This is a genomic window from Pseudoalteromonas sp. TAE56, assembly GCF_000497955.1.
GTDB lineage: Bacteria > Pseudomonadota > Gammaproteobacteria > Enterobacterales > Alteromonadaceae > Pseudoalteromonas.
The window spans coordinates 1-13,916 of the sequence record NZ_AUTN01000070.1 but is presented as its reverse complement, the minus strand read 5'-3'; the positions used below and the strand labels follow the sequence as shown (position 1 = coordinate 13,916).

Here is a 13,916-nt window from a genome sequence, read left to right as displayed (position 1 = left end):
AAAACTCGATAAAAGCGCTGTACGTATTAACGAATAATTATAAAATGAGTGAAAGGTTATAATTTGATATAACCAACTAGTTAAAGTCTAAGGTACAACATACCTCATATGATAAACCAGCTTTTTCAACCCCCTTCCCTATTGAATCCTGTGTATTTTTACTTCATATTAAATACTCTTATTTCTCACTTATTATGCTGTTATGTCATTTTTAAAATTTAGCCATGCACTTATTCTCACACTTGCTAGTACCTTACCGCTTACAAGCCATGCTGCGCTTGATAAAAACGAGCGTGAAATAGTAAAACAGGTCGATAAAAACATTCCCCAAGCACTTGAAGAAATAGAGCAAGCCGTAAATATTAATAGCGGTTCGCTTAATATTGAAGGTGTAAAAAAAGTAGGGGCGCTGACAAGCGAGCAGCTTAAAGCCATAGGTTTTAAAGTAGAATGGCTAGATGGCATTGCGTTTAACCGCGCAGGGCATGTATTAGCAACCCATGAGAGTAATGAACCCGATGCAATAAAAATACTGATGATCGGCCATCTAGATACGGTATTTGCCAAAAACGATAACTTTACTACCTACAAACAACTTGATGCCGATACAGCCAGTGGCCCAGGCGTTGCCGATATGAAAGGCGGTAACACGATAATAATTACCGCACTTAAAAGCTTGCAAGCCCTTAATTTGCTCGAAAATGTAAGCATAAAAGTATTACTGACTGGCGATGAAGAAAGCAGCGGTCGCCCGCTTAGCTTATCTAAACAAGCTATTGTTGATGCAGCAATTTGGGCTGATGTAGCGCTTGGTTATGAAAATGGCGACAACAATATTAAAACCGCTATGGCGGCGCGCCGTGGTTATACCGGTTGGACGCTAAACGTAACGGCAAATGCGGCGCATTCTTCGCAAATATTTAGCGAAAACGTTGGTTATGGCGCTATTTACGAGGCATCACGTATTTTAAATGATTTTAGAGAGCAGCTTGCCACGCAACCTAACTTAACATTTAATCCGGGGCTTATTGTGGGCGGTACAAATGCCGATTACGACAGTGCTAATTCGTCAGCAACGGCGTTTGGTAAAAGTAATGTAATAGCACAAACCGTGCATGTAGCAGGTGATTTACGCGCACTTTCACCAAAACAATTAGAAAACGCAAAAAGATCAATGCAACTTATTGCTAGCAACAGTCTAAATGGCAGTAAAGCAGAGCTTATTTTTGAAGACGGTTACCCGCCAATGGCATTAACTGATGGCAATAAAAAGCTATTAGAATTATACAGCGACGCAAGCCATGATTTAGGCTTTAACAAAGTAGTAGCCGCTAATCCACGTAATGCAGGCGCGGCAGATATTTCGTTTGCCGCAAACCATGTTGATATGGCACTTGATGGTTTAGGCTTAATGGGCAGCGGCGCGCACACTAAAAACGAAACGGCCGATTTAACCAGCCTTGATAAGAACATTAAAAAAACTGCATTACTCATTTATAGATTAGGGCAGTTATAAACACCTTTAAATTGGTTCTAATCGGTTAGCCGCAACTTGCATTGCAAACTTACGCAGTGCTTTAAGTTGCGGGCTTTCACTTTGCCAATAATGCCAGTACAAGGGCGTATCAATATAATACTCTGGAAATAAGTCAACTAACTCCCCTTTTTGCAAGGAATCGCCAAGCTGCAAAGTCGGCAATAAACCATAGCCTAGGCCTGCTATCATGGCTTGTTTAAATCCCTCTGATGAAGGATATATATGCATATACTCTGGCGTTGAGCCGTTAATATCTTCTAAAAACTGGTGCTGTAGCTTATCGTACTCACTAAAAACTAAACAGGGCAGCTGCGCCAATTGCGAAAGCGAAGTGAGATTATGCTGTTTAATAAAGTCAGGACTCGCAATTGCCTTGTAGCGTATAGCGCCTAATGGGCTTGCTAACCCGCCATTTACAGGCTCAGGAGATGAGCTGATACACACCATTACCTCGCCATCTTTCATTCTTTTATGAGCGATGGATTGATCCTCTGAGATCACTTCAAATCTAAATTTACAATCAGATTCTGTATCTAGTATGGCAAGGGCTTCTGGCAACCATGTAGCTAGTGAGTCAGCATTGGCAGCCAACTTTACACTAAGAGGTGTATTTAAGCTGGAGTGTTCGTTAAGTGCATCTACGTTTAAAGCAACTTCTAACTGCAGCACTTGCTGTAAATGATTAAGTAAACGCTTGCCAAGAGCGGTCGGGCGAGGTGGCTGCGTTCTAATAATTACAGGCTCTCCAAGTTTGGCTTCGAGTTGATGAATTCGCCGACTTACTGCCGATTGCGTAATAAATAGTTTTTTAGAGGCTTTTTCAAACCCGCCTTCACTAATAACCGCCGAAAGTGCATTGAGTAGTTGATAATCAATCATGAGTTTTACGCATATAACCCTAAATATATTCATTGGATTTGTAACAGAATACCCCCTACCCTGCAAGGCATTGAATAATTGAGTGGATTTAAAGTATGTCGTTTTTATCGGGTGTGATTCTGGGACTAAGTTTAATTATTGCTATTGGCGCGCAAAACATATGGATTTTAAGCCAATGTATGGCTGGCGCTAATCGGTTTGTTTTAGCCTCGGTATGCATTATTTGTGACGCGACTCTTATTTTAATAGGTGTATTTGCAGCAAATGAATTACAGCAATTATTACCGGGCTTACTACCTTGGTTAACGTGGGGCGGTATTGCGATGCTCTTGTACTTAGCGTATGGATCTGCAATGCGAGCAGTTAAAGGGACTTCGGGTTTAAAGGTAAGCCAAGTAGAAAAAGTAAGCTGGTGGAGTACTGCTCTTTCGGCCTTTGCAATTAGTTTGTTAAATCCACATGTGTATTTAGATACCGTGTTATTACTTGGCAATATTGGCGCTTTACAACCAAACCCAATGCATTTTGCACTTGGCGCTTGTGTTGGCTCAATAATTTGGTTTAGCAGCTTAGTACTTTTTGCACCTAAACTTAAAGGCATATTAAGTTCACCATTTAGATGGCGAGTATTTGATACCGCAATTGCAGTTATATTATGTTTTGTGGCGTTTAGTCTTTATAACGTACCTAGCCAATAAAATAAAAGCAGCGACTTTTAACAAGCGCTGCTTTTATTATATTCACTTAGGCTAATGTGTTTTAACGTTAGCCTTTGGGTTAATAATTTAAGACATTATTTTAAACAGTAAATCTTTTACGGTTGCTGGCTCAAACGGTTTATCACAAATTGCATCGACCCCTGCTTGGGCTATGTTTGCTAGGTGCGTTTCGTTGGCTTCTGAGCTCACCATTAAAATAGGAATATGCGAGTAGCTATTTGAGCTTCTAACGGTTTCGGTTAGTTCTCGCCCGTCCATTTCTGGCATGTTGTAGTCGGTTACTATTAAGTCGAATGATTGGTTGTTTAAGTGCTCAATAGCTTCTTTACCATTTTCGGCTTCTACTGGGGCAGGTATTCCCATACCCGCAAGTACACGAATAATGTGTTTACGCGCAAAGCGGCTGTCATCTACAACCAGCACTCTTAGCAATGTTACATCAAAATGTTCAAGGTCTACTTCTTCTTCACTAATTATATCTAGCGTGGCTTTAAGAGCGCGTGTAATAGCGGTTGCACTAAAAGGCTTTGGTAAAATGGCTAATACACCCGATTGACGTAGTTGCTCTAAATACTTTTTATTTCGCTCGCTTGATACGAGCATAAACGGTTGATGTTCGGTGCTTGGGTTTGATCTGATTTTTTGCAATAAGGTGTCGGCTGTTCCATCGGCCAAATACATTGCGCTTATTACTAAATCTGGTTGATATTTAATAAGGAGTGCTAATGTTTGCTCTTGTGTGGTTGCCGTTTCTACTTGTTTAACGCCACTATCTAATAACGATTTTATAATTATTTTTTGTTGAACGTCTGAAGGTTCTACTAATAATATTGATAAATTGGATATTGCGGTTAAATCACTCATTTATGTCTCTTATATATTATTATGTTTTTAAAGGCGATTACTTTCATTATAGAACAACATGTATAACTGGAGAGATAAAAACTTTGCAAAATTGTAAATAACATTAAATATTGCACGTTAAATGCTCATAAAATGCTTACTTTAATTGTTTTGAATGTATTCCAGTGCCGTCATTTTTTTATAGCTCACATTGGGGTGTAAAATATGAGCTGGCTCGGGGTCTACAACTTCAATGGGAATATTGTAATCGCGGGCTATTTCAATCGCCATTTGCGTAATGTTAACGCTAAACGAGGTACCCATAAATACGATTTTATCGGCGTTGCTCATACGCTTTTGCGCTTCGCTAATTCTATAAAGCTCGGTGTAGTACTCATCAAACAATAAAACAAAGGGTTTAAAAGAGTAATTAAGCTCAGGTGCTTGGCTTTGAATATTAAACACTTCAAATAAAGAGTTGTGTAAGCAGCTTTCATCAACTTCTTCCCACGGAGCTGTAAATGGGGTTACGTCATCACCTTGCTCATGAAATAAGGTCATTTGGTCAAGCCTGCCATGAATAGCAATGTAGTTTTTATTACCTGCTTTGCCATCAAGCCCATCTATGTTTTGAGTAATTAGGTTTTTGTTACTCAGCCAATGATGCACGTCGTTTGGGCCGTGGTTGCGATACGTTGCAAAGCGATGGTAATACCATGCTAAAAACTCTTTAGGGGCATTTTGATACATTGCGCGTGTTGCCATTTCCATAGGCGTATAATTTTTACTGCCTATGGTCCAATAACCGTCCTCACCTCTAAAAGTGGGAATGCCACTGGCTGCGCTTACTCCTGCGCCGGTAATGTAAAGGGTGTTCATTTTTCAACCTTATAACTGAGTACGTTAGCACTTACTTGCTGGTTATTATCAATACCGCCAACTCGGTATAAAACACCTTTGTGCTCAAGTAAACCACGGTGATCCATACTTTTTACTTTAGCCGGTGATAAAACCTGCCATTCGTTTTTATCCACACTAAAACGCCAAACATGATCACTTGCTGGTGCAGGCTTACCGTCGTAACCTATTGCGCTGTAGTTATATGGGTTATTAGAGCCTGCCATCATATAAATATTGCCATTATAGCTGCTAGCTGCCATTCGATAGTGAGCGATGCCCGTTGGATGAGGCAACGTACGCCAATCTATTTTTTGTGGATTAGTTGAATCTATTGTGCCTTTTAAGCACTGTGCTACACCTGTAAACGAGCGACGCGAATCAGGGTTAGCTTGTGTTTTAACGCCATCACAAATAACAATGGTATTCCCACTAATTGCAGCTGCCTGACCAAACACGGGTTCACCTAAAAATGGCGAGGCTTGTTGCCATGTATTATTTTGCGTGTCGTATACTTGCACTAAGTTTACGTTGCCATCGTTATGCCAACCGCTAATTAGATAAATGTAACGCGCTTTGTAGCTCAGCGCTACGCTATCGTCTACGGGTACTGGCATGCTCGCAAGATGAGTGTAAGTATCTTTTATTACGTCGTACTTATAAACGTCTGGGCTTGAAACTTCAGTATGATCTTCTGCTACCGTATAGCCGCCAAATACATAGGCGTACTCGCCTAAACCGACTGCGGTGCTAGCTAAGCGCCCTTTTAATGGCAAGCTTGAAGGCACACCAGTTTTAGATTGCCACTGTGAATCGCCAACTTTAAGCGCCCACACTTTGTTATGCACTGACGAGTGCAGCTTATCGCTGCCTAATCCCATAAAGCTTAAAAAATAGGTTTGGTTTTGTACTATAACTTTAGCAACAGCATTATTCGCAACTGGCTCAGGTAAAGCGGGAAGGCTTGCTAACGCAAGAGAAAAAAGAAGACTCATAAGGCAAGTAATTTAATAAGAATTAGTACGCTCAGATTAAATTATTTTAGCCTTATGAGCCAGTATTGTTATATCTAAATAATCAAACGTTTTTGATTAGTAATCATATTAGTAGGCAATACTAATATGCTGATTTACGTACACTCCTTTTTGCGCTTCATCAACCATTGCTGTTGCGTAATCAGTGACCAAAACTTTGCTCTCGCCTGCGTCATTAGTAAAATATGTATTGCTGCCAACACGGTAATCGCTTTCATTATCATCTGGACATAATTTGTGGACAGTTTATTTATCACGTAATTATCAGCAAACGGCAGTGCGTGCTTTCATCGACTTTTTAGCGCAGCACTGGCAAACCGATATTAAAAATATGGCGACAAGTAAGGTATTATAGTTAAGGGCGTTTTGACTATTGTTTAATCTAAGGTGGTAATTCAGCTTAGTTACTGAGGTAAGTAGGTTACGTTATCTAATCCTCGTTGTTTATTTTTATACATAGCTTGGTCGGCATATTTTATAAGTTCGTGATCTGTTTGACCGTGCTCTGGGTAGTTTGCAATACCAATACTAGGTGAAATATTTAATAGTACGTCACCTAACTTAAAGACGGCCTTAAACTCAGTGAGGACTTTATTTTTGATTCTGACAGTTTCGTGGCTAGAACTTAAATTATCTAAAATAATTAAAAATTCATCTCCGCCTAAACGCCCTACTGTATCGTAGTGTCTAACCGATGCTGAGAGCCTTTTTGCAATGGCGCATAAAAGCTTATCGCCAGTTTCGTGTCCGTGGGTGTCGTTTACTGCTTTAAAGCCATTTATGTCTATAAACAGTAAGGAAAAAAATGTGTTGTCTCTGGTTGCACTAACAATTACCTTTTCTAACTGGTCCATCAATAAAGATCGATTAGGCAGACCTGTTAACACATCGTGCCGAGCCATGTAATGGAGCTGCTCTTCCATTACTTTTCGCTCAGTTATATCGTGCGCTACTGCAATTCTTACTTGATGTTGCTCTGACCAGCGAACAGACCATAATATATGGACTACTTGACCATCTTTTCTCATCCAGCGGTTTTCGAAGCGAGGGTTTACCGTTTCGCCAGACAATAGCGAAGTTACTGCGTTATGGGTTTTATGATGATCACCTTCGTAAACATAGTTAATCATTTTTTTGCCAACAACTTCATCGGCTGTATAACCAAAAATTTGCTCAAATGCAGCACTTACAAAAACAAATGTGCCTTGTTTATCTACCACACACACGGCATCAAGCATTAAATCGAGTACTTCTTCTACATTAATCAATTCATTTTTCATCATACTCTGGTGCCTTTAAAGCAAAACCAAGCGAATTTAAGTATTCTATATACCTTTAATAAAAGCAAAGGTAATTGAAACTACACTAATAATTAATACAAAGTTAGATTAATCGTGCACGTATAATTAATATCGCCCTGCAAAAGCATGATATGCAAAGTTAAATAATCAATAACCGCAAAATACTTTGAAGTCCTTCAAAAATAGCTTAAATTTTAAATTGTAAATAACCATATAGCTCTCAGTAACTTCTATTTTTTTACTCTTTAATAAATGTACTTGTATAAAATGTATCTACTGTATTTTTTATTGTTTTATTGTTTTATTGGCCGTAGTTAAATTATTAACTACTACAACATTAGTTATTTTGATTTAATCGCATTTATACTTTTACGCTGTTAATGTATGTTAATATTGTGTGATATCACATGTATTACAAAAACAGTCATTGTTTTTGATTTTTTGATTGCGCAGGAGACTTTCGGGTGAAAATATCACAACGTTTATTTTGGCCATTACTTTTTGTGTGCCCTCTTGTAACGGCTGAGCCGTTTGAAGATGAAGACCTCGATCTTGATGCCTTAATGGGTATGGATGTGCAAGTAACTTCCGCGATGAAAAGAGCACAGTCAGCTTTCGATACAGCCTCATCAATTTATGTGCTTAGCAAAGAGCAAATAACAAAGTCTGGAGCAACCTCAGTTCCCGAAGCCCTTAAAATGGTACCTGGTTTAATTGTACGTCAGCTTGATAACAATCAATGGGCTATTTCTTCAAGAGGTATTGCTTCTCGTTTTTCAAGCAAACTGTTAGTAATGATTGACGGGCAAAGTTTATATACACCTAAATTTGCCGCAGTCTATTGGGAAACGCTAAATGTTCCTTTATACGATATTGAACGCATTGAAGTAATACGCGGGCAAGGCGGACTACTTTGGGGTAGTAACGCAAATAATGGCGTTATTAATATAATTACTAAAAACAGTATTGATACTCGCGGAGGGTACGCCAGTGTAACAACTGGTAATCAAATAAATGCAGATGCAAATCTTCGCTACGGTGGTGATATAAGTAACATCGGCAGTTACCGTGTTTATGGCCACTTAAAAGATGCCAATGAATCCAAAAAAGGTGTTTCACTGACACCTAGTGACACTACAAAACAACAATCATTTGGTATCCGAGCTGACTTTACGCCTAATGATGAATGGTCTGGATTGTTTCAAGGTACTATTACTCATTCTGATTTAGGACAAAATTATCGCGGTGTGATTGATGATACTAATGAAAACATTTCTTTCTCAGACGGCTTAGAAAGAACAGACTCTCGCGTTATGGCTCGCTTAGAAAATCGAATCTCGCCTGATGCCAATCAAATGTTACAAGTCTCTTGGCTTAAACAAAACGGTTCTCAAAAATATATAAAGGAAGATTTTGAATCTATTGATATAGATTATCAAATGAACTTTATTTATCAGTCCCTACAATTAGATTGGGGGTTGAGTTATCGATACAATAGTATTTCTTTTGAAAAAAGCGTGTTTTTAGACAGCGATAAAGACCTTGATAGCTTACAGCAATATGGCGGGCTTATTCAGGCTCAATATAACTTCATTCCAAATACACTAGACTTTATAATTGGCACTAAATTCGATCATAATGATTTAACTGGATGGGAAAACCAACCATCTGCAAGACTCGTGTATAAACCAATTGAAAACCATTTAGTATGGAGCGCTCTATCAAGAAGTGTACGAACACCCACCCTTATTGAGTTTAATGATAACTTTACAGTAAACGGTACTAAAGTTATCGAAGCGTTAGGCTCAAGCACTGGCGTAATAGCAATTGACGAGTATCGTATTGCTACATTTTTAAATGGTAACGATGACGTTAAATCAGAAAATTATACATCCTACGAATTAGGTTACCGATTTACAGATGAAAAATGGTCAGTGGACTTCTCGACTTTTCATACTGATGCTAAGCACGTTGCAGTCATTAATTTAAATACGCACGCAGATCAGTTTTTGCCCGCTCTCGCTTTTTTTCAAGCAGGGCAATTTCAGCAAGCGGCCTTAGCACTCACAACAACACAAATTGATTTAGATTTAGTATCTGTAGGGGCAACAACGACTAATGGCCTTGATGCTGTTATTTCATGGCACCCTTTAAATACACTAAGTACAGAAGTTGGTTACAGCTACACAAGGATTGATTACGACTTACCAGTAGGCACAACCCCCTCCATTGGGTTTGATTCAACGAATAGGCAGCTATTTGCTAAAGCCAATTACACACTACTTAAGAACCATAATATATTTGCGACATTGCGCGTAGAAAATTCTGATGCTTACAATACCGATAGCTACACAACTCTAGATCTTACTTGGAACTATCAAATCAATCCAAAGTGGTCAACGGCGCTTTCAGGTAAAAATTTATTTGCGGGTTCTCATATAGAATATGGAAATACTCGCGAAACTTACACAATACCTAACTATATTGATGAATGTATTACCTTTACTATTAAAGCGACATTTTAAGTTAATAAATGCTGAAATTTAAACGATCATTTCATAGCCTTATAATACTTTTTGTACTTTCACTTAGTACGAACAGTTATGCTATGGAAAAAGAATATATGTTAAAAGCAGGCTTTTTATATAACTTCGCTAGATTTGGGCAATGGCATACTTCGTTGAGTGAACAAAAAGCATTTATTTTATGTAGCCCAGACCAAAACTTCATTGATATAGCAAACGTTGCTTTGAAAAACAGAACAATTCAGGACTTACCACTTCGTAGTAAATTTATTTCATTCGAGGAATTAGCTAGTACAAAATGCAACATGCTATTCATTACATCCGATACTGTAGAGGCTTGGAACATTGCAAAACCTTTAATGCAAAATAATATAATGGTAGTAGGTGAAACCGATGTATTTATTCAAAGCGGTGGTCATATCCGATTTTTTCTATCGAGTGGAAAAATTCGCTTTGAAATTGCGCCAAAGCAACTTAAAGATGCAGGCATTACTATGAGTTCAAAAGTACTACGCCTTGCCCGCGTTGTAGATAGGTAATGCAATGAAGAAATTATTTGCACTAAATACAATAAGCAAAAAATTGTTATTCATCCTAATGAGCGTGGCACTTGTTTCTACTGCAACTGTTACTCTTGTATTCAGTGCTTATGAAATTACAAGTGCCAAAGAAGACCAAATAGAAAGCTTAGATTCTCTCTCAAAGATGCTCTCCCCAAATATAACAACAGCACTTATGTTTGATGATATAGAAGCTATTCAGGAGCTTATTAATCCAATACTGATTCGATCTGATGTTATTAGCGTAGCTGTAAATAATAAGACTGGAAAACAATTAGCAATAGCTAAATCAGAAGCAATGGAGGTTGAACATAGTATTGAAGTAAATACCCCTCTAACGCTCGACACTAACCATTATGGAGACCTACAAATACGTGCAAATGACAGCTATATTAGAGATAGAATTACTTTTTATATTAAGTTTATTTTAATTTTAATGGCTTTTACGTTTGCAGTAAGTTTACTTTTGTCTTTATTACTCAGGCGCCGATTTTTAAATCCAATACTGTATTTAGCGCAAACGGCTAATAAAATAACAACATCACATGATTACAGCTTACGTGCCAAGCTATTATCTCAAGATGAAGTGGGACAACTTACTTCTTGTTTTAACGATATGCTGCACAATATTGAGCAAAGGGAAAATTCGTTAGAAAATCAAGTAAGGCTTCGCACTAACGAACTTGAAAATGCAAATTCTCAGCTTCAACAGTATGCTTACCAAGACGGGTTAACCGATTTACCAAATAGACGGTATTTTTACGAGAAACTACAAAGCTTAGTAAGTGTTGAAGGAATGAAATTCGCCCTTATATTTATCGATTTAGATGGTTTTAAAGAGGTAAACGATAGCCTTGGCCATGACTACGGCGATTTACTATTACACCAAGTAGGAACCAGACTTCAAAGCTGTATAACAAGTAAAGATACAGTAGCTCGTTTAGGCGGAGACGAATTTACGTTGATTTTAGAGGGCGTAAGTAGTTCAGATGAGGCATCAAAAATTGCCGAAGTTGTAAAAAACAGCTTAATGCAAAGTATAAAAATAAAAAAAGAAACAGTGTATGTTACAGCAAGTATAGGTTTAACGTTTTTCCCTGCTGATGGCTTAACAGTAGAAGAGCTCGTTAAACGTGCTGATCAAGCAATGTACTTGTCTAAGAATAAAGGGCGTAATCGCTATGAGTTCTTTTCTTATGCTATTGAAGAAAAAGCTACAGAAAAGCGTCGTTTAATAGAAGAGATACGTATTGCAATCATTCAAAATCAATTTGAATTATATTACCAACCTATTTTTTCAATTGATGGAAAATCAGTACCAAAAGCTGAAGCCCTTATACGTTGGAATCACCCTACGCGAGGTCTAATAGGACCAAATGAGTTTATACCTGTAGCAGAAAAAAATGGATTAATAAACGGAATAGGGCAATGGGTTAAATCTCAAGCAATTCAAGATACCGTCCAATTTAATATTTTGAGTGAGAAAACGATTCAAATAAGTGTGAACACATCACCTCTTGAAATTGATCGTGTTGGTTGCTGGGTGGATGATTGGATTACCGCAAGCAAAAAATACCAACTTCCCGCAAATACTATTTTAATTGAAGTTACAGAAAATACATTAATGGACCCAGACTCCTCAATACAACAACAGTTAAAACGCTTAAGTACAATTAATATAGACATAGCCATTGACGACTTTGGTGTTGGATACTCTTCGCTTGCATATTTACAGCGCTTAGACATAGATATATTAAAAATAGATCGTTCATTCATTAAAGATATTGAATCAAATGATAATAGTATTGCTCTAGTTAAAGCTATTATTACCATGGCGCACAACCTAGATGTTATGGTTGTTGCTGAAGGCGTTGAGACACAAAAACAATACAACCTATTAAAGCATCTTGCTTGTGATTATATTCAGGGCTACTTCTTTTCAAAGGCTATTTCTAAAAAAGAGTTTATGGGAAAATACATAGAACAAAAAGAAGTGATCTAATTTTTGTCTATCGTGTGAACCTTTTACAATTCAACATAGAAAACCCCATAACTCTTAATTTACGTTCAATATACTTATAGCCTTACCTCAAGCTATAACCAGCGAGGGACAAGTAATTTATACTCTTTATATTGTGTAGAAAAACGATGGGTCAAATGAGCTTCCTCAACTAAAGTTTGTCTATATATAGCAATTAAACCAACCACTAAGCAGATCAAACTAAATATACTAGGTAAGGCTAAAAAGAAACCTACTTGTGCTGCTACGATACCTAAATACATCGGATTTCTAGAATATTCATATAACCCAGAGGTTTTAAGCTCATGCGGTCCTTTAGGATCAATTCCTGATCGCCAAAGCTCAGACATATGGAAATGTACAAACATCGTCAAAATAAAACCCGCACTTAATAAAATATCGCCAAACAATACTCCTGGCCAGCCATTAAATATCGAAAACAGACCCAAATAACTATCTAACTCAGGTACAAACACTCTCACTACACATACAAACCAAATAGCAGCTCTGAAAAACTTAAAAACCATATGGTTCCACCAACTAGAACAAAATTTATCTCCTGGATAAACAACGCCAGATGGTGTGTTTCTATTTTTATAAATAATTCTAAATGTATAAAACCCCGCAACAAAAGTATAAAAAATAGCTAAGTAAATACGTGTAAATTCAACTAGCGAAGTAGAGTCATCTAAAAATGTTTCATAGTGCATTTAGTTACAGCTCACAATCATTATTGGTGATAATTTTAAAACAACTAACTCAAAAAATTCTAGTTATATAGTCATGAAATTATATTAGTATTCATTGCCTTTATAAACAAGTTAAGTCAGTAGTTTGTTAATGGCTAGTCATTAACTCATACCATTAATTTAAAAATAACTTTAATTTATGAGAATCTCATACTTTTTATGTAATACCAATCTGCTTATATATTTTATATCGATATTATTCACTCATATTTTCCTTTCTATAGACGCAAAAAAGCCCAAATTGTTAGATACGGACCTTCTACAATGTGAAGTCGGTGCGCTACGCAATAGAAGCTATTATACACAACGGTAAAGGACAACAGTGAAATGCTACATACTTATCGGCGTGCAGAGATATTGAGTGATTAAACATAATTTTAGCGTCAGGAGTCACTACGCCCGCCCGACCTACGTGATGGGTGTTGCTGTGAGTGTGTGTTAATTGCGCGTTTTCACTTTTCTGCAGACGTAAAAAAACCAAAATCGTTAGACTCGGGCTTTCTACAATTTGAAGTCGGTGCGCTACGCAGTAGGATGTAGTAGTGCCCACAGCGGTAAAAAGTCACCTAGCAAATGCTACATACTTATCGGCGTGCAGAGATATTGAGTGATTTTGGTGTGATTAAACATAACTTTAGCGCCAGGAGTCACTACGCTCGCCCGGCCTACGTGATGGATGTTGATGTGAGTGTCTATTAATTGCGCGCATTTTATTTTTCTACAGACGTAAAAAAGCCCGAATCGTTAGATTCGGGCTTTCTACAATTTGAAGCCTGGTAATGTCCTACTTTCACATAGCAAATGCTACACTATCATCGGCGCTGTTTCGTTTCACTACTGAGTTCGGCATGG

At 37.7% G+C, this 13,916-nt stretch carries 11 protein-coding genes; 5 read left to right on the top strand and 6 right to left on the bottom strand.

What is annotated here, in order from left to right; translation table 11 throughout:
- Positions 1–202: 202 nt before the first annotated feature.
- Complete coding sequence (locus L656_RS0105735) at positions 203–1,516, top strand: M20/M25/M40 family metallo-hydrolase (RefSeq protein ID WP_024598465.1); 1,314 nt, start codon at positions 203–205, stop codon at positions 1,514–1,516.
- Between the two features lie 6 nt (positions 1,517–1,522).
- Here the strand turns inward: L656_RS0105735 and L656_RS0105730 are convergent, their stop codons facing one another.
- Positions 1,523–2,416 (bottom strand): LysR family transcriptional regulator ArgP, encoded by an 894-nt coding sequence (locus tag L656_RS0105730; protein ID WP_024598464.1) that lies wholly within the window; start codon positions 2,414–2,416, stop codon positions 1,523–1,525.
- Positions 2,417–2,511: 95 nt separating this feature from the next.
- On the opposite strand from L656_RS0105730, the gene L656_RS0105725 reads away from it, so the two are divergent.
- Positions 2,512–3,114 carry a LysE/ArgO family amino acid transporter gene (locus L656_RS0105725; protein ID WP_024598463.1) on the top strand — a complete coding sequence of 201 codons (603 nt, stop codon included), beginning with the start codon at positions 2,512–2,514 and terminating at the stop codon, positions 3,112–3,114.
- Positions 3,115–3,201: 87 nt separating this feature from the next.
- Here the strand turns inward: L656_RS0105725 and L656_RS0105720 are convergent, their stop codons facing one another.
- The 4 genes from L656_RS0105720 to L656_RS0105700 all read right to left on the bottom strand — a co-directional run bounded on the left by L656_RS0105720 (position 3,202) and on the right by L656_RS0105700 (position 7,192).
- Positions 3,202–3,999: a response regulator gene (locus L656_RS0105720; RefSeq protein WP_024598462.1), complete on the bottom strand. Its 798-nt coding sequence runs from the start codon at positions 3,997–3,999 to the stop codon at positions 3,202–3,204.
- Between the two features lie 141 nt (positions 4,000–4,140).
- Complete coding sequence (locus tag L656_RS0105715; RefSeq protein ID WP_024598461.1) at positions 4,141–4,857, bottom strand: SIR2 family NAD-dependent protein deacylase; 717 nt, start codon at positions 4,855–4,857, stop codon at positions 4,141–4,143.
- Positions 4,854–5,870 (bottom strand): Kelch repeat-containing protein, encoded by a 1,017-nt coding sequence (locus L656_RS0105710; protein WP_024598460.1) that lies wholly within the window; start codon positions 5,868–5,870, stop codon positions 4,854–4,856. The genes L656_RS0105715 and L656_RS0105710 overlap by 4 nt, the downstream gene beginning before the upstream one ends.
- 443 nt (positions 5,871–6,313) lie before the next feature.
- On the bottom strand, positions 6,314–7,192 hold the full coding sequence (locus L656_RS0105700) for a diguanylate cyclase domain-containing protein (protein WP_024598459.1): 879 nt from the start codon (positions 7,190–7,192) through the stop codon (positions 6,314–6,316).
- Between the two features lie 482 nt (positions 7,193–7,674).
- Between L656_RS0105700 and L656_RS0105695 the strand changes: the two genes are divergently transcribed.
- From L656_RS0105695 to L656_RS0105685, 3 genes are read left to right on the top strand one after another with little or no spacing between them, the layout of a single operon-like run.
- Entirely contained in the window at positions 7,675–9,735 is a 2,061-nt protein-coding gene (locus L656_RS0105695) for a TonB-dependent receptor plug domain-containing protein (RefSeq protein WP_024598458.1), read from the top strand.
- 8 nt (positions 9,736–9,743) lie between these two features.
- A complete protein-coding gene (locus L656_RS0105690; protein ID WP_024598457.1) occupies positions 9,744–10,274 on the top strand; it encodes a YfiR family protein in 531 nt (176 codons plus the stop codon).
- Positions 10,275–10,278: 4 nt separating this feature from the next.
- Positions 10,279–12,297, top strand: coding sequence for an EAL domain-containing protein (locus L656_RS0105685; protein WP_024598456.1), 2,019 nt, complete (start codon positions 10,279–10,281; stop codon positions 12,295–12,297).
- Positions 12,298–12,389: 92 nt separating this feature from the next.
- Here the strand turns inward: L656_RS0105685 and L656_RS0105680 are convergent, their stop codons facing one another.
- On the bottom strand, positions 12,390–13,025 hold the full coding sequence (locus tag L656_RS0105680) for a methyltransferase family protein (RefSeq protein ID WP_024598455.1): 636 nt from the start codon (positions 13,023–13,025) through the stop codon (positions 12,390–12,392).
- Positions 13,026–13,916: the final 891 nt, after the last annotated feature.

Bases quoted from the DNA above. Each gene is read 5' to 3' on its own strand.
- L656_RS0105735 (WP_024598465.1), top strand. From the start codon at position 203: ATGTCATTTTTAAAATTTAGCCATGCACTTATTCTCACACTTGCTAGT.
- L656_RS0105730 (WP_024598464.1), bottom strand. From the start codon at position 2,416: ATGATTGATTATCAACTACTCAATGCACTTTCGGCGGTTATTAGTGAA.
- L656_RS0105725 (WP_024598463.1), top strand. From the start codon at position 2,512: ATGTCGTTTTTATCGGGTGTGATTCTGGGACTAAGTTTAATTATTGCT.
- L656_RS0105720 (WP_024598462.1), bottom strand. From the start codon at position 3,999: ATGAGTGATTTAACCGCAATATCCAATTTATCAATATTATTAGTAGAA.
- L656_RS0105715 (WP_024598461.1), bottom strand. From the start codon at position 4,857: ATGAACACCCTTTACATTACCGGCGCAGGAGTAAGCGCAGCCAGTGGC.
- L656_RS0105710 (WP_024598460.1), bottom strand. From the start codon at position 5,870: ATGAGTCTTCTTTTTTCTCTTGCGTTAGCAAGCCTTCCCGCTTTACCT.
- L656_RS0105700 (WP_024598459.1), bottom strand. From the start codon at position 7,192: ATGATGAAAAATGAATTGATTAATGTAGAAGAAGTACTCGATTTAATG.
- L656_RS0105690 (WP_024598457.1), top strand. From the start codon at position 9,744: ATGCTGAAATTTAAACGATCATTTCATAGCCTTATAATACTTTTTGTA.
- L656_RS0105685 (WP_024598456.1), top strand. From the start codon at position 10,279: ATGAAGAAATTATTTGCACTAAATACAATAAGCAAAAAATTGTTATTC.
- L656_RS0105680 (WP_024598455.1), bottom strand. From the start codon at position 13,025: ATGCACTATGAAACATTTTTAGATGACTCTACTTCGCTAGTTGAATTT.